Source organism: Yersinia sp. 2541 StPb PI, assembly GCF_052217145.1.
In the GTDB taxonomy this organism is placed as follows: Bacteria; Pseudomonadota; Gammaproteobacteria; order Enterobacterales; family Enterobacteriaceae; genus Yersinia; species Yersinia enterocolitica_E.
Map to the genome: position 1 here is coordinate 3,236,633 of NZ_JAZGQB010000001.1, position 15,296 is coordinate 3,251,928.

Below are 15,296 nucleotides of genomic sequence, written 5' to 3' on the forward strand. Positions count from 1 at the left end.
CTCTTATCCCTAAAGGTTAATACGGTTTATGCCTAGGTTACTGTTAGTTGATGATCACCCCGTGGTGCATGTTGCCCTTGAAGCCGCACTGATGCGCGCGACACCACGTTATCATCTGCATTGCGCTGCTGATGACCAGCAGGCATTGGCCTTATTGGCGGAATATCACTTTGATCTGTTAATTTTGGATATCAGTTTGCCACAGCTTGACGGTTTGCAGTTTTTACGCAAAATCCGCCGCCACTATCCACAGCAGTCCATCATGATTTACACCGCCCAGGAAGAAGAGGTTTATGCCAAAATGGCTTATTCCGCTGGGGCACAGGGTTTTATGCATAAAGGGCAGCCGATGGATAACCTATTGCAAGCCATTGATGCCGTTATTGCCGGCCAACGAGTATTCCCCGCCAGTACGCTGGATAGCAGCTCCACACCTAACGATGAAAAATACCATTTAACCCAGAAAGAGCTGCAAATATTGGGATTACTCAGTAAAGGCCATTCTAATTTACATATTGCTGAGTTACTGAATATCAGCAATAAAACTGTCAGCACACATAAGAAAAATATTCTCAATAAAACCGGTGCAGCAAATTTACTGGCATTAATTGCCGTATTTAACGAGCTACAACCATGAGAAAATGCGGGTTAGTATTGCTATTCATTGTCCAATTCTGCCTGCTGCTACCCGCACAAGCGACCTCTACTTTGCACTACAATTTAGTTAGCAGCTTGAACATACCGGCCAGCACACCGTTTATCACACCTAATAATCCATGGCGTAATGCCACTTTGCGGGTTGGCATCCTCAACGACAATGTGAGCCCGTATAATATTATTGTCGATGGTGACCTGTACGGTCTGAATGCCGATTACCTTAACTATATTAAGCAAGCAACCGGGGCCAATGTGGAGGTGATAGGCTTCTCCGACACCACAACCCTGAATCAGGCATTAAAACAAGGTGATATCGACCTACTGTTTGGTTTACCTCGCAGCGCATTAAATCCCAACTTATATATATCAAAACCTTACTATGTCAGTAAGTTACTGGTGTTACGTAGCCGCCAAAATAGCCGTCAGGTAATGTTAAACTCGGCTGATGCGCGCATTGCTATTAGTAAAATGGCCAGTATGCAGTTGGTCGATGAAATTCAGAATAAAACCCCGCATAACCAGCTGTTTGATAATAATCTGCAAGCCATTTACTCCTTATTAAACGGCCTTAATGACTACTTTATTGCCGATGAAACCAGTGCCAGCTTTATTATTGATCAACTGCAACTGGGGCAAATTTATCAGGTTGAGAATGATATAAAGCCCGGCAGTATCTCTTTGGTGTTTGCGGCAACCAATCCGGCATTGATAGAGACGCTTGATCACGTTATCAGCAACGTCCCTATGGACGTTCTTAATACCATTCAGGGCCGCTGGAGTAAAAAAATTCCCAGCTATCTCGATACCGGTAATGCTGATCTTACCCGCATGGAGCAAGAATGGGTTAAGGCCCATCCCGTGGTGTATTACGCCGCCATCGATGATGACTATCCCTTTACTTATCGTGGCAGCGATAAACAACCACGCGGCTATATTGTCGATATTCTCAATACCATTGCGCAAAATACTGGCCTGCAATTTTCGCCTGTCTGGAGCAGTAACCCACGGTTGGCCGATCAACTGGTGCAACAAAATAGGGCCATGATGCGGGCTTTACTGCCGCTAGCCGGTAGTTTCAAAGCGCAATATGACAGCTCGATGCCCATTCACCGTGCCTTGTGGGGGGTGTATACCAACGCGTTCACCCATAACGTCTCAACGTGGGGAGATCTATCTGGCAAGCGTCTCGGTGTGGTGGAAGGGGATTTAGGTCAGCAACTGATCCCCCCCCAGACCTTGGCCACTGTCTTTGCTAACCGTAAGGCAATGTATGATGCACTGGCTAATGGGCAGTTGGACGGGTTGATTGATAATGTCATCTCCGCCAATTTTATGGTTCTTTCCCGCTATTCCGGGGTCATCAAACTGGCATTTGCGGCAGATAACATTGCTTATCCACTGGCCTTTGGCGTCGCCCAACATTCACCGTTACTGCTGTCGATTCTCAATAAAAACTTGCTACAAATCCCCCCCGCCACCCTACAATCACTGCGTGATGAATGGGTATCCGATCCTCGCAATATTATTGATGCGGTAAATGAAAATCGCATGATGCCCCCTGCCACCTGGTTGTTTAGCGCCCTTGGCGGGCTATTGATACTGCTCTTGGTGGTGATGGTCCGCCGTTTTATTCAGCGGCGCAAAGAGCGACGTGAGCGAGAAGTCTTGGAACAGGCGCGCCTGCAAGCCGAAACCGCTAATCAGATGAAAAGTAAATTTCTGGCAACTATCAGCCATGAGCTACGAACACCAATGAATGCCATCCTTGGTTTGTTGGAACTGGAGCTTAAAAAAAACACTATCGCGCAGGGTAATTTGCCCGTTATTTACAGCTCAGCATCATCGTTATTAAGTCTACTCAATGACCTACAAGATTATGCCAAGTTGGAAATTGGCTCGTTACAGCTTTTACCACAACCTACTGCGTTGATTCCTTGGATTAATCATATTCGCGCGGTTTATCAACCGCTGTTGGGTATGCGGCCGATAACCTTAAATGTCAGTTACAGTGATAACTTACCTGAAACAGTTCTGCTTGATGGCGGTCGCTTACTTCAGGTCATGAACAATCTAATTAACAATGCCATTAAGTTTACCCGCCAAGGCGAAATTAATGTTCGGATGGCGTGGCAACCGCAGCACGAAGGGCAAGGAGAGTTGATATTGCAGGTGGAGGACAGTGGTTGCGGAATAGCCGCTGCGGAAATACCCCACCTGTTCCAGCCCTTTTATCGGGTTGAGAGCAGCAACAATCTGATGATCCCAGGCAGTGGTTTGGGTTTATCGATCTGCAAAGAGCTTATTGACCGAATGAATGGCACTATCAGCCTAGCCTCAGAGCTGAATAAAGGCACCGTGGTCACCATCAAATTATTGCTTGCCATGGAGACGGTATCGCCGCCAATCCTGAGGCCCGCAACAGAAATTACAGACACGTTATGCTGGTCTCCTCTTCGTGTCGCGATGGTTGATGACCACCCGAGTAACCTCCTGTTGATGCAACAACAGCTCAGGCATTTTGGTATTGAATCCGAGCTGTTTGATAATGGCCGCCAGCTATTACACGCTCATTTTCAGCAACCGTTCGATGTGCTGTTTGTCGATTACAATATGCCCACTCTGGATGGTTTTACCCTGGCGCGAATCATTCGCCGACAAGAGCACCCATCTCAGTCTAAAGCGGTAAAAATCATCCTTTGCTCGGCCGATGTACAAGAATTTACCCGTATCCGGCCTGGGAATATCGTTATCGACCATTGGCTGACCAAACCGGTGACACTCAGTGATATTGAGCGGGTATTACGCATACAAACCGTTATGACCACAGAGCAACCGGTTTACGATAACCTGCGGGAAATACTATTACGATTGGGTAATCAAGACCCAATTATGGTGCGCAAATTAGTGGTGACGCTGCTTGATTCCATGGTGCATGACCACCAACAACTTGCACTGGTACCACAGCCGCTAGCGGCCCGTGCACAGGTATTACACCGCATTAAGGGCAGTTTTCTGATATTGCAAAATGCCGCAGGTGCCGCATTATGTCAGCAGTTAATTAGCCAATGCCAGCAAGGAAAAATCGCTCCTGCGGCCTATACTCAACTGCAGAATCTATTAGCACAGTTGATTAAAGGTTTGAATCAAACCCTGTCAGAGCTAACATAAACCGACAGTTCGGTGCACACATCTTATGGTCCAAGGATAACTATGGCTGTATCTTCATTTTTCCCCCAAGACAGCAACAGCAAACGCCTACTGATAGCTTTTGTGGTTACCACTCTGTTTATGGTGGTGGAAGCCATTGGTGGCTGGCTATCGGGTTCGCTGGCATTATTGGCGGATGCCGGACATATGCTGACAGACTCGGCCGCATTATTCATCGCATTGATGGCAGTTCATTTCTCGCAGCGAAAACCTGACTCTCGCCATACCTTTGGTTATTTGCGCCTGACCACACTGGCGGCGTTCGTCAACGCGGCGGCATTATTGTTGATTGTGGTATTGATAGTCTGGGAAGCGGTACGGCGTTTCTTTTCTCCCCATGAAGTGATGGGGATGCCGATGTTATTCATCGCCATCGCCGGATTATGTGCGAATATTTTCTGCTTCTGGATACTGCATCGTGGCGAGGAAGAAAAGAATATCAATGTGCGCGCCGCAGCCTTACATGTGCTGGGAGATCTATTAGGTTCCGTTGGGGCGATAGTGGCTGCAGTGGTCATTCTGACTACCGGCTGGACACCTATTGATCCGATATTGTCGGTATTGGTCTCAGTGTTGGTGCTCCGCAGCGCCTGGCGGCTGCTGAAAGAGAGTTTTCACGAACTGTTAGAGGGCGCGCCGCAAGAGATTGATATCACCAAATTGCGCAAAGACTTATGTGCCAGCATATATGAAGTGAGGGACGTTCATCATGTTCACTTATGGCAAGTTGGCGAAAAACGGCTAATGACGCTGCATGTGCAAGTGATCCCTCCGAGGGATAACGATGAATTATTGCATCGTATCCAGCACCATTTACTGCATCACTACAATATTGGGCATGCCACCATTCAAATGGAATATCAGCATTGTGCCGCACCCGATTGTGGCATTAATCAGACCGCCAGTAACGACGCGCACCATTACCACCCTCACTGAGGGCAAACAGGCCACTGTTTCAACGGAGATAAGCCCGATAAAACAGTGGCCTGACTTAGCCGCTAGTGACTCTGAGTTGATAACGGACGTGAATGATTTCTTGCCGCGCTCTTCATCCACAACCAAGAGCCATTCAGGGCAATCAGTGTCAGTATCACGTATTCCAGAGCCATCGCATAAACCCCCTGATAGGCGAAAATCGCTACACTGATGACATCAATCACCACCCAAATCAGCCAGTTCTCAACATATTTGCGTGTCATCAGGATCATCGCCACAATTGATAACACCATCATGGTGGAATCCCAGAATGGGAATGCATCAGGTTGCAGTTCAGGCATTTGCACATTAGCGCCCAAACGCTGCATCACCACCACTGCGGCACGGGTCAACCCGGCAAAAACAGTATCAATATGCAAGGTCATTAAAGCGATACCAGCCACGCACACTGCGCCCCAAATCAATGCTTTCGGCAATGATAACCAGCGAATTTTCAATTCAGCTTGATTATCAGACGTTTGCTTACTCCAGGCATACCAGCCATAGATATTAGCGACGAAGAAGAACAACTGTAATAGCAGGCTGGCATAGAGCTGAATCTGGAAAAAGATTACCGCAAATAACGTCACGTTAATCAGGCCAAACAAATAGTTAATTATCTTCTCTTTGCTGGCAAACCAAATACAGAGTAATCCAAACAGGGTACCAATCGCCTCTATCCATGAAAGGTCATACCCCCCCGCACCCAGCGGAATATGCACCAATATATTGCTTGTACTGAGGAAATCCATCTGGCAATCCTTTTATTGGGGAGAAATAATAAGTATTGAGGTCAATCGGTGTCATTTACGACTTAGGCATTGCCTTTGACCTGTAACTTCAACTGGTTGGCAAAATCCAACATCCGATTCAGCGGTATCAGCGCCTGCTGACGCAATTCTTCATCGACATGTATCTCATGCATTACACCTCCCTGCTCCAGCCCCTCAGCAATCGCTCTGAGACCATTCATTGCCATCCACGGACAGTGAGCGCATGTTCTGCACGTCGCACCTTCACCCGCCGTCGGGGCTTCGAATAATTCTTTATCTGGGCACGCCTGCTGCATTTTGTAAAAAATGCCACGGTCAGTCGCCACAATAAGTTTTTGCTGTGGCAACGTTTTTGCAGCCTGAATCAGTTGGCTAGTCGAGCCGACAGCATCAGCCATATCAACCACGGCCTGGGGTGATTCCGGGTGAACTAACACCGCAGCATCAGGATGCAGTACTTTCATGCGAGCCAGTGCCTGAGTTTTAAACTCGTCATGGACGATACAGGCCCCCTGCCAGCACAATACATCGGCCCCGCTCTTCTTCTGCACATAATTGCCCAAGTGGCGATCCGGCGCCCAGATAATTTTCTCACCCAAGCTATCGAGATGCTCAATAAGCTCAACCGCAATACTGGAGGTCACTACCCAATCAGCTCGGGCCTTAACCGCCGCAGAGGTATTGGCATACACCACTACGGTGCGGTCTGGATGACTATCACAAAATGCGGCAAATTCATCCGCCGGGCAGCCTAAATCCAGTGAACACTCTGCATTCAGGGTTGGCATCAACACTTGCTTCTCAGGGTTCAAGATTTTGGCCGTCTCTCCCATGAAACGCACGCCGGCGACCAGTAATGTCGATGCCGGATGGTTATTACCAAATCGTGCCATTTCAAGGGAATCGGCGACGCAACCGCCGGTTTCTTCGGCTAAAGCTTGGATTTCGGGATCAGTATAATAGTGAGCGACTAACACTGCATCGCGCTGCTTCAGCAGTGTTTTGATCTTCTCACGGTAAAAGGCTTTTTCCTCTTCATCCAAAAGGACAGGCCGTGGAGGAAATGGATAAATAGCCGCATTTACATCAAAAGTTTCACTCATCGCTCACATCTCTGTTGCCAGTTATTCCAGAGTCAGCAAACGTTGCTGGCTGCCAGTAAGACTTCATTTGTTTTTTATCCTAAACAAAATACCCAATATCCAGCTAAAAGTCGCCCAAAATTGTCTGATAATGGTGAAAATGTTTAATGGAGTTAAAAATGAGATGGAAAAGTGAGATACAGATGGAATGTCAGAGAATTATAGGGGGAACTTTGGGACACTGAGATTAGCAGTATATGTAACATTACAGGGAAAAGGTATCACTGGGGGGTATAATGGTAGGTTGTGCGGGATTACTTGACATAATGGTGGGTCGTGCGGGATTACTCGTCCTGCGGACTCGCCCTTCGGGTCAACGCTACGCGTTGCTGTCTCGCTTCGCTCGGCTCGAACCTTTACGGCTCTCATCCCTACGATTTGATACCCTAATAACTCTGCATAATGGTGGGTCGTGCGGGATTCGAACCTGCGACCAATTGATTAAAAGTCAACTGCTCTACCAACTGAGCTAACGACCCATTATGTGTACTACTAATGACAATTCAGTGCCTGTCGTGCGGGATTACTTGACATAATGGTGGGTCGTGCGGGATTCGAACCTGCGACCAATTGATTAAAAGTCAACTGCTCTACCAACTGAGCTAACGACCCATTATGTATGCTACTAATGACAATTTAGTGCCTGTCGTGCGGGATTACTCGCACTTCGGGTACTTTTTAGTACAAAACAGGAAGAAAAATCTTTGCGCTGATTTCAACTTCTTACATTCAAACCGGCGTGCGGGGAGAATGGTGGGTCGTGCGGGATTCGAACCTGCGACCAATTGATTAAAAGTCAACTGCTCTACCAACTGAGCTAACGACCCGCTGTAATGCGGTACTGCTTAACATAGTGGTGGTCGTGCGGGATTACTCGTCCTGCGGACTCGCCCTTCGGGTCAACGCTACGCGTTGCTGTCTCGCTTCGCTCGGCTCGAACCTTTACGGCTCTCATCCCTACGATTTGATACCCTAATAACTCTGCATAATGGTGGGTCGTGCGGGATTCGAACCTGCGACCAATTGATTAAAAGTCAACTGCTCTACCAACTGAGCTAACGACCCATTATGTGCATTGCTTACTATAATTTCCTGCTGCTTTAACGTTTTACAAGTTGTCTTGGCAACGGCGGCATATATTACTAATTTCTCTTCACAGTGCAACTTAAATTTCTGTTGAAGCGTTTAACTGCTTGTTCTTCGCTCGCCAAAGTCCAGAAATTAGTCAATATGACCAATTCCTGGACTCGAAAATGGCTAAAGAGCAGATAAACGTTTCTGTGCCTGTTTAGCAGCATCAGTATTAGGATATTGCTTGATCACTTGTTGATAAACCGCCTTCGCTTTATCGCTTTGGCCTTTATCCTGCATGATCACCCCAACTTTAAACATCGCTTCTGAACTTTTTGGAGACTTTGGATAATTTTTTACTACAACAGCATAATAATATGCAGCGTCGTCTTTCTTACCTTTGTTGTAATACAACTGCCCTAACCAATAGTTGGCATTAGGCTGGTAAGTCGACTTTGGATACTGTTTCACAAAACCTTGGAAAGCAGTGATCGCTTGATCGAATTGCTTTTTCTCAAGAGCCAAAGAAACGGCTGCATTATAATCGCTGTTTTCATCACCAGTACTTGCTGCAGGTGCCGCTGTAGCAGCCGCTGCGCCTGCGGCAGCAGTAGCGGAACTTCCAGCCGCAGAATTATCTGTCGCAGCACCAGTAGCCGCAGAAGCTGAACCCTGCGCCCCCTGACCACCGCTCAGACTCTCCATCTGCTGGTAGATCTGTTTTTGCCGCTCAACAATTTGATTGAGCTGGTACTGATTTTCTTGGATCTGACCGCGTAAACTATCTACATCGCGTTGCGAATCGGATAGCTGTTGCTGAAGTTGAGTTAATAGTTGGCTGTGAGCGTTGGAAATACGCTCAAGTTGAGTGACCCGATCTTCTACCGAGCCGGAGCCGACATTACTGATTGGCGCTTGGGCAGTAGCGGCCCATGGGACCGCTACGCCAACCAGTAACGACAGACCCACTAAGTGACGTCTGAAGTTACTGTTCATGCGATTCTCTTAGTAAACCAGAACTGCACGACGGTTTTTAGCGAACGCTGCTTCGTCATGGCCCAGTACTGCTGGTTTCTCTTTACCGTAAGAAACGATAGAGATCTGGTCAGCCGAAACGCCTTTACCTTGCAGATACATTTTCACAGCATTTGCACGACGCTCGCCCAACGCGATGTTGTATTCTGGCGTACCGCGTTCATCCGCGTGGCCTTCAACAACAACTTTGTAAGATGGGTTGCTACGCAGGAATGCAGCATGTGCATCCAGCATTTGAGCGAAGTCAGAACCGATATCGTATTTATCGAAACCGAAGTAAACGATATTGTTCTTTTGCAGTTCTTGCATCTGAAGACGAGCTTGCTCTTCTGAAGACAAGTTGCTGCCATTTTCTGTACCAGTGCCAGCGCCCATGCCAGATTGGTCATTATTTGCGCTTTTGTTAGAACTACACGCAGCGATTGCCAGAACTGGCAAAGCCAACATTAGCCCTTTTAGCACTTTGTTCAGTTGCATCTCTTTGATCCTTTTATAGTTTGCCATACATACGTATTTACACATGCATCACAGATACGGCGACCAGGCAGGAAATTTGACCTGTCCATCAGTTGCCGGAAGACGCGCTTTGAAACGCCCATCAGTCGAGACCAGCTGTAACACAGCTCCCAGCCCTTGTGTCGAGCTATAGATAACCATGGTGCCGTTAGGCGCGATACTAGGCGTTTCATCCAGGAACGTGTCCGTTAATACTTGAACGGCTCCCGTTTCTAGATCCTGTTTGGCGATGTGTTGTGCCCCACCATTAGAACTAACCAATGCCAGGAACTTACCATCAGGACTCACATCTGCGTTCTGGTTCTGAGAACCTTCCCACGTGATTCGCTGTGGTGCACCACCATTAATATTCACTTTATACACTTGTGGACGACCGCCCTGATCCGAGGTATAGGCCAGATTCTGGCTATCCGGGAACCAGCTTGGTTCAGTGTTATTGCTACGACCATCAGTAACCTGGCTGATTTGACCAGACCCTAAGTCCATAACATACAAGTTCAAACTACCGCTTTTAGATAACGCGAAAGCCAGTTTAGTCCCGTCCGGTGAGAAAGAAGGCGCACCGTTATGACGAGGGAATGAAGCCACTTGTCTGATTGCACCATTAGCCAGCGTCTGAATAACCAGTGCTGACTTACCACTCTCGAAAGTGACATAAGCAATTTTGCTACCATCTGAAGACCAAGCTGGTGACATCAAAGGTTCTGGCGAACGGTGAACGACAAACTGGTTGTAGCCGTCGTAATCAGAAACCCGCAATTCGTGTGGGAATTTGCCGCCGTTGGTTTGCACAACATAAGCAATACGGGTACGGAAAGCACCTTTAATCCCAGTCAGCTTCTCAAATACCTCATCACTGGCAGTATGCGCTGAATAACGTAACCATTGTTTAGTTACTTTATACTGATTTTGCGCTAAAACGCTACCGGCTGCACCAGAAGTATCGACTAACTGGTAAGAAACCACATAGCTACCATCAGCACTCGGTTGAACCTGACCAACAACAACAGCATCAATACCCAACGCAGTCCAGGCTGCTGGCGTTACTTCTGCCGCAGTTGAAGGCTGTTGTGGCATGCGAGCCGCATCAATTGGGTTAAATTTGCCGCTGTTACGTAAATCTGCGCCAACAATAGCACCGATCTCTTCAGGTGGTGTACCCGGCCCCATCCATTTAAACGGAACAACACCAATTGGACGAGCAGAGTCTACCCCTTGGGTAATCTCAATTCGAACTTCTGCATGTAACACAGAAGCCCACAAAACTAAAAAGCCTAGCGCAACTCGAAATGCCTGCTTCATCTTATCTCCCTTATCCGAGCGGGATGCCCGCGATAATTAGCAGAATTTTAACAAACCAACGCAAACAAAACTACATAATCCACGGTTGATCAACAAAGTTATACCCCTGTTAATCAACCTTTATTGAGGTTTAAATACAAGCGGAGCATTCTTAAACACTTCATAAACGTCCGAGCTTGGAGGCTTAGGAATCTTCGCTTGTTTTGCAGCAGCGATAGCAGCCTGGCACAGTGCCGGGTCACCCCCTTCTGCTTTAACATCAATTAATAGACCATCTGGTGCTAATTTAATTCGCAGATCACAGGTACGGCCTTTGTAAAGATCTGCATCATAAAATTTACTCTGGATCGCGGCGGTTATCTGGCCCAAATAGCCACTAACATCACCCGCTGATGCCCCGCTCTTCTTGCCACCACCTTTACCCGCAGCAGCAGCGCCCGCGCCGGCCCCACTTTTCGGTGCATTTTTGGAGTTAGCTAAACCACCAAATAAATCATCAACATCGGTTGTTGCCGCCGCTTCTGCAGCCGCTTTTTTCTTGGCATCAGCAGCAGCGGTTTTTTTAGCCTCTGCGGCCGCTTTTTTCTCAGCATCAGCCGCAGCTTTCTTCTCAGCGGCGGCAGTTGCTGCTTTCTCGGCAGCATCAGCCGCTTTCTTCGCCTCAGCATCAGCTTGTTTCTTCGCTGCTGCTGCTACAGCCGCCTCTTTTTTGGCTTCGGCTTCTGCTTTTTTCTGCGCGTCAGCTTGTGCTTTCACGATTTTATCAGCTTCTGCTTTTGCTTGTGCGGCTGCGGCCTCTGCCTGTTTCTGCTCTTCTTTCGCTTTTGCAGCAGCGGCAGCAGCAACTTTCTGTTGCTCAGCGGCCTCTTTTTGCTGCTCAGCGGCTTGTTTTTTCTGTTCTTCAGCCGCCTGCTTGGCATCTTCTTGCGCTTGCAGACGCTCTTTTTCCAATTCTTTCAGCCGTTGTTGCTCAGCAGCCTGCTTTTGCTGCAATTCTTCTGCTTGCTGATCGGCTTTTTTCTGGCGCTGTTGTTCTGCGCGTTTAGCGTCAGTCTGCTGTTGCTGCTGACGGTTATACTGTTCTGTTACTGCGCCCGGATCGACCATGACGGCGTCAATAACTTCGCCGCCAGCACCGCCGCCGCCCATTTCAGTCTTCTGCGTCAGAGAGCCCCAAATCAACAGGGCAATCAATATGATGTGCAGAACCACCGACACGATAACGGCGCGATTCAGCTTATCATTTTGCTCGGTTGCCTTACCCACGCTCGATTTCCACACTCGATGTCCGCATCTATTGCTAAAAAACGGAACTGCTAAAAACAAGGTATCTACTGGCTGGAGTGACTCTCAATCCAACCAATATCAACGCAAATTTATATCGGTTGAGTCATTAAGCCCACCGACGTCACACCCGCCTGATGCAGCATATTCAGAGCCTTGATAATTTCATCATAAGGCACCTCTTTAGCACCACCTATCAGGAACACAGTTTTCGGATTCGATTTCAATCTGGCCTGAGCCTCTGCCACAACTTGTTCTGAAGGCAGTTGCTCCATCCGCTGGTGATCTACCACCAACGAGTATTGCCCCACCCCTGACACTTCCACAATCACTGGTGGATTATCATCACTTGAGACGGTTTTTGAGTCCGTCGCGTCGGGCAAGTCCACCTCAACGCTTTGCGTAATGATCGGCGCGGTCGCCATAAAGATCAGCAATAGCACCAGCAACACGTCCAGTAAGGGAACAATGTTAATTTCAGACTTAAGCTCGCGACGTTTACGACCACGTACTCGCGCCATACAACCCCCTACTTATTTGCTCTCGGCGCTGGCAAAAGCCTGACGATGCAGAATAGCAATGAACTCTTCCATGAAGTTGTCATAGTTTTGTTCAAGTTTATTCACGCGCTGGTTCAGGCGGTTATAGGCCATAACAGCAGGGATCGCAGCGAACAGACCGATCGCGGTAGCAATCAGTGCTTCGGCAATACCTGGTGCGACCATTTGTAATGTCGCCTGCTTTACTGCACCCAGAGAAATAAAGGCATGCATAATCCCCCATACTGTACCAAACAGGCCAATATACGGGCTGATGGAACCAACAGTACCGAGGAATGGAATATGAGTTTCCAGAGCTTCTAATTCACGGTTCATTGAGATGCGCATCGCACGGGAGGCACCGTCAATCACCGCCTCTGGTGCATGGCTGTTTGCGCGATGTAAACGGGCAAACTCTTTAAATCCAGAATGGAAGATCTGCTCGGAGCCCCCGAGAGTCTCGCGACGAGCCTGGCTTTCCTGATACAAGCGAGACAGCTCAATACCGGACCAAAACTTATCTTCAAAGGCTTCTGCATCGCGGGTGGCAGCATTCAGAATACGCGTTCGTTGAATGATGATCGCCCATGAAGCAATAGAAAAGCCCATTAATACCAGCATGATAAGCTTAACGAATAGGCTTGCCTGCAGGAATAAATCCAGAATGTTCATGTCAGCCACTACTTAAACTCCGCGACAATAGACTTAGGAAGCGCTCTTGGCTTCATTTGGTGTGGATCGATACATGCGATCAATACTTCTGCACTACTCAGAAGATTGCCATGTGTGTCGAGAATTCGTTGAGCAAACGTGAGAGAAGCCCCACGCATTGCGGTAATTTCACTCTGTACTTCCAGCATATCATCAAGACGTGCCGGTGCCAGGTATTCTACCGTCATGCGGCGGACAGCGAAAGCGACATGCTCACTGAGCAATTGCTGCTGGTGAAAATTGCGTTGGCGCAACATTTCAGTGCGCGCCCTTTCATAAAAGGCAACGTAGCGTGCGTGGTATACCACGCCGCCAGCATCGGTGTCTTCAAAATAGACACGTACCGGCCATCGAAACAACGTATTACTCACTCTACTTCCCAGTAATGCAGTTAACGGACACACTATACTGAAGAGCGCTAAGCTTTGGAATCACTTGAGGGAATAGAACGAAAATAATTATGGGCCGAATGGCCCATAAGGATAGATTGTGTTCAGATTAGACGAAACGTGTACAGATTAGACAAAAAAGTAGAATAATCCCGCGCCCAAGATCACAATTGCGGGAAGTGGTGAGAAAAAAGCACGCAACCATATCCGCTTAGGGCGAAAACCTACCCCATGAATCACACCGGTACAAACCGCCCACACGATAAACACCTCTTGCCAGACCTCAAGTGAACTGGTTGCCGCCGCAAAACGCGAAGGGTCCCAAAACACACAGAATGCCACAGCAAACGCGAGCACCAGTGAAAGGGCCCTGAACGGGCCCTTATCCAGTAAATCGTATAACTTATCAGACAACATCATCATTGCCATTATTAGCGGCTTTCGCTGCTGCATTGGCTTCACTCTGCTCCAGCGCCAGAGCAGTAATGATACCAAAGGAGCAGGCCAGAAGTGTCCCTAGAATCCAGGCAAAATACCACATGCTTTATGCTCCTTAGTACAGTGAGTGCTTATTGTTTTCGATAAAGTCTTTATCAATGCGCCCGAACATCTTGTAGTAACACCAACTGGTGTACAGCAGGATGATAGGAACAAAGATTATCGCAACAACGGTCATCACTTTCAGCGTCAACAGGCTAGAGGTGGCATCCCACATTGTCAGACTGACATTTGGTACCGTGCTTGATGGCATAACGAACGGGAACATAGTTACCCCGGCAGTCAGAATCACACAGGCAATAGTCAGTGATGAGAACAGGAAGGCCCAAGCCCCTTTTTCAAAGCGCGACAGCAAAATGGTGAACAGTGGCAGAATAACCCCAAGAGCAGGTAGCGCCCACAGGCTTGGGTACTTATTGAAGTTAATCAACCATGCACCCGCCTGATGTGCAACTTCTTTGCGCATCGGGTTAGATTCAGCCGCCGTATCCAAAGCTGAGGTTATAACGAAGCCATCAATACCTTTAACTAACCAGATACCGGCCAACAGGAAGGCCACACTCATCACCAACGCAGAGATCTGAGCCGCAGTACGGGAGCGCAGATGCAACTCACCACGGGTACGCATTTGCAGGTAAGTAGCACCTTGCGTTACCAGCATGGTCAAGCTGACAACACCCGCCAGTAACCCAAACGGATTCAGCAACTGGAAGAAGTTACCGGTGTAGAACAGGCGCATGTAGCTATCCATGTGGAACGGTACCCCTTGCAGCAAGTTACCGAATGCCACACCGAAGACTACCGCTGGCACGAAGCTACCAGCAAAAATGCCCCAGTCCCACATATTGCGCCAACGGTTATCTTCCACCTTAGAACGGTAATCAAAACCGACCGGACGGAAGAATAACGCAGCCAATACCAAAATCATCGCAATATAGAAGCCGGAGAATGCGGCTGCATACACCATTGGCCAGGCAGCAAACAGCGCCCCACCCGCAGTGATCAACCAAACCTGATTACCATCCCAGTGAGGGGCAATCGAGTTAATCATAATACGACGTTCTGTATCATTCTTACCGATGATACGCAGCAGGATACCGACACCCATATCGAAACCATCGGTTACTGCGAACCCAATCAGCAGCACACCGATCAGCAGCCACCAGATAAATCGTAATACTTCATAATCAAACATAA

Annotated in this window: 15 protein-coding genes, 4 tRNA genes and 2 other RNA genes; 3 read left to right on the forward strand and 18 right to left on the reverse strand. The window is 48.1% G+C overall.

What is annotated here, in order from left to right; genetic code table 11:
• The first annotated feature begins 28 nt into the window (after positions 1 to 28).
• From V1953_RS14610 to zitB, 3 genes are read left to right on the forward strand one after another with little or no spacing between them, the layout of a single operon-like run.
• Positions 29 to 637, forward strand: a complete 609-nt coding sequence (locus V1953_RS14610; protein WP_083159570.1) for a response regulator — start codon at positions 29 to 31, stop codon at positions 635 to 637.
• Positions 634 to 3,825 (forward strand): ATP-binding protein, encoded by a 3,192-nt coding sequence (locus V1953_RS14615; protein WP_442851079.1) that lies wholly within the window; start codon positions 634 to 636, stop codon positions 3,823 to 3,825. Before V1953_RS14610 ends, V1953_RS14615 begins: the two co-directional genes overlap by 4 nt.
• Before the next feature lie 42 nt (positions 3,826 to 3,867).
• Positions 3,868 to 4,800: a CDF family zinc transporter ZitB gene (zitB, locus tag V1953_RS14620; RefSeq protein WP_083159572.1), complete on the forward strand. Its 933-nt coding sequence runs from the start codon at positions 3,868 to 3,870 to the stop codon at positions 4,798 to 4,800.
• A 62-nt stretch (positions 4,801 to 4,862) separates the two neighbouring features.
• Here the strand turns inward: zitB and pnuC are convergent, their stop codons facing one another.
• From pnuC to cydB, 18 genes are all read right to left on the reverse strand, one after another.
• A complete protein-coding gene (gene pnuC / locus V1953_RS14625; protein WP_083159574.1) occupies positions 4,863 to 5,591 on the reverse strand; it encodes a nicotinamide riboside transporter PnuC in 729 nt (242 codons plus the stop codon).
• Positions 5,592 to 5,653: 62 nt separating this feature from the next.
• Positions 5,654 to 6,715, reverse strand: coding sequence for a quinolinate synthase NadA (gene nadA / locus V1953_RS14630; protein ID WP_083159576.1), 1,062 nt, complete (start codon positions 6,713 to 6,715; stop codon positions 5,654 to 5,656).
• A 306-nt stretch (positions 6,716 to 7,021) separates the two neighbouring features.
• Positions 7,022 to 7,143: non-coding RNA, RtT sRNA (locus V1953_RS14635), on the reverse strand.
• A gap of 14 nt (positions 7,144 to 7,157) precedes the next feature.
• Positions 7,158 to 7,233: transfer RNA gene (locus tag V1953_RS14640), tRNA-Lys, on the reverse strand.
• Between the two features lie 57 nt (positions 7,234 to 7,290).
• Positions 7,291 to 7,366, reverse strand: a tRNA-Lys gene (locus V1953_RS14645).
• Positions 7,367 to 7,505: 139 nt separating this feature from the next.
• Positions 7,506 to 7,581: transfer RNA gene (locus V1953_RS14650), tRNA-Lys, on the reverse strand.
• Between the two features lie 24 nt (positions 7,582 to 7,605).
• A non-coding RNA gene (locus V1953_RS14655) (RtT sRNA) lies at positions 7,606 to 7,731 on the reverse strand.
• Between the two features lie 12 nt (positions 7,732 to 7,743).
• Positions 7,744 to 7,819: transfer RNA gene (locus tag V1953_RS14660), tRNA-Lys, on the reverse strand.
• Between the two features lie 192 nt (positions 7,820 to 8,011).
• Positions 8,012 to 8,821 (reverse strand): cell division protein CpoB, encoded by an 810-nt coding sequence (cpoB, locus tag V1953_RS14665; RefSeq protein WP_083159578.1) that lies wholly within the window; start codon positions 8,819 to 8,821, stop codon positions 8,012 to 8,014.
• Between the two features lie 9 nt (positions 8,822 to 8,830).
• A complete protein-coding gene (gene pal, locus V1953_RS14670; RefSeq protein ID WP_004393299.1) occupies positions 8,831 to 9,337 on the reverse strand; it encodes a peptidoglycan-associated lipoprotein Pal in 507 nt (168 codons plus the stop codon).
• A 48-nt stretch (positions 9,338 to 9,385) separates the two neighbouring features.
• Positions 9,386 to 10,678 carry a Tol-Pal system beta propeller repeat protein TolB gene (gene tolB, locus V1953_RS14675; RefSeq protein ID WP_083159580.1) on the reverse strand — a complete coding sequence of 431 codons (1,293 nt, stop codon included), beginning with the start codon at positions 10,676 to 10,678 and terminating at the stop codon, positions 9,386 to 9,388.
• Between the two features lie 120 nt (positions 10,679 to 10,798).
• A complete protein-coding gene (gene tolA, locus V1953_RS14680) occupies positions 10,799 to 11,944 on the reverse strand; it encodes a cell envelope integrity protein TolA (RefSeq protein ID WP_193784696.1) in 1,146 nt (381 codons plus the stop codon).
• A gap of 110 nt (positions 11,945 to 12,054) precedes the next feature.
• The gene (gene tolR / locus V1953_RS14685; protein ID WP_083159585.1) at positions 12,055 to 12,483 is read right to left on the reverse strand and encodes a colicin uptake protein TolR; all 429 of its coding nucleotides are present in this window, start codon (positions 12,481 to 12,483) and stop codon (positions 12,055 to 12,057) included.
• A 12-nt stretch (positions 12,484 to 12,495) separates the two neighbouring features.
• The gene (tolQ, locus tag V1953_RS14690) at positions 12,496 to 13,182 is read right to left on the reverse strand and encodes a Tol-Pal system protein TolQ (RefSeq protein WP_005188971.1); all 687 of its coding nucleotides are present in this window, start codon (positions 13,180 to 13,182) and stop codon (positions 12,496 to 12,498) included.
• A complete protein-coding gene (ybgC, locus tag V1953_RS14695) occupies positions 13,182 to 13,583 on the reverse strand; it encodes a tol-pal system-associated acyl-CoA thioesterase (RefSeq protein ID WP_032907060.1) in 402 nt (133 codons plus the stop codon). The genes tolQ and ybgC overlap by 1 nt, the downstream gene beginning before the upstream one ends.
• A gap of 147 nt (positions 13,584 to 13,730) precedes the next feature.
• Positions 13,731 to 14,018: a cyd operon protein YbgE gene (ybgE, locus tag V1953_RS14700; protein WP_442851332.1), complete on the reverse strand. Its 288-nt coding sequence runs from the start codon at positions 14,016 to 14,018 to the stop codon at positions 13,731 to 13,733.
• The gene (gene cydX, locus V1953_RS14705; protein ID WP_025383069.1) at positions 14,008 to 14,142 is read right to left on the reverse strand and encodes a cytochrome bd-I oxidase subunit CydX; all 135 of its coding nucleotides are present in this window, start codon (positions 14,140 to 14,142) and stop codon (positions 14,008 to 14,010) included. The genes ybgE and cydX overlap by 11 nt, the downstream gene beginning before the upstream one ends.
• Before the next feature lie 12 nt (positions 14,143 to 14,154).
• Entirely contained in the window at positions 14,155 to 15,294 is a 1,140-nt protein-coding gene (cydB, locus tag V1953_RS14710; RefSeq protein WP_083159589.1) for a cytochrome d ubiquinol oxidase subunit II, read from the reverse strand.
• Positions 15,295 to 15,296: the final 2 nt, after the last annotated feature.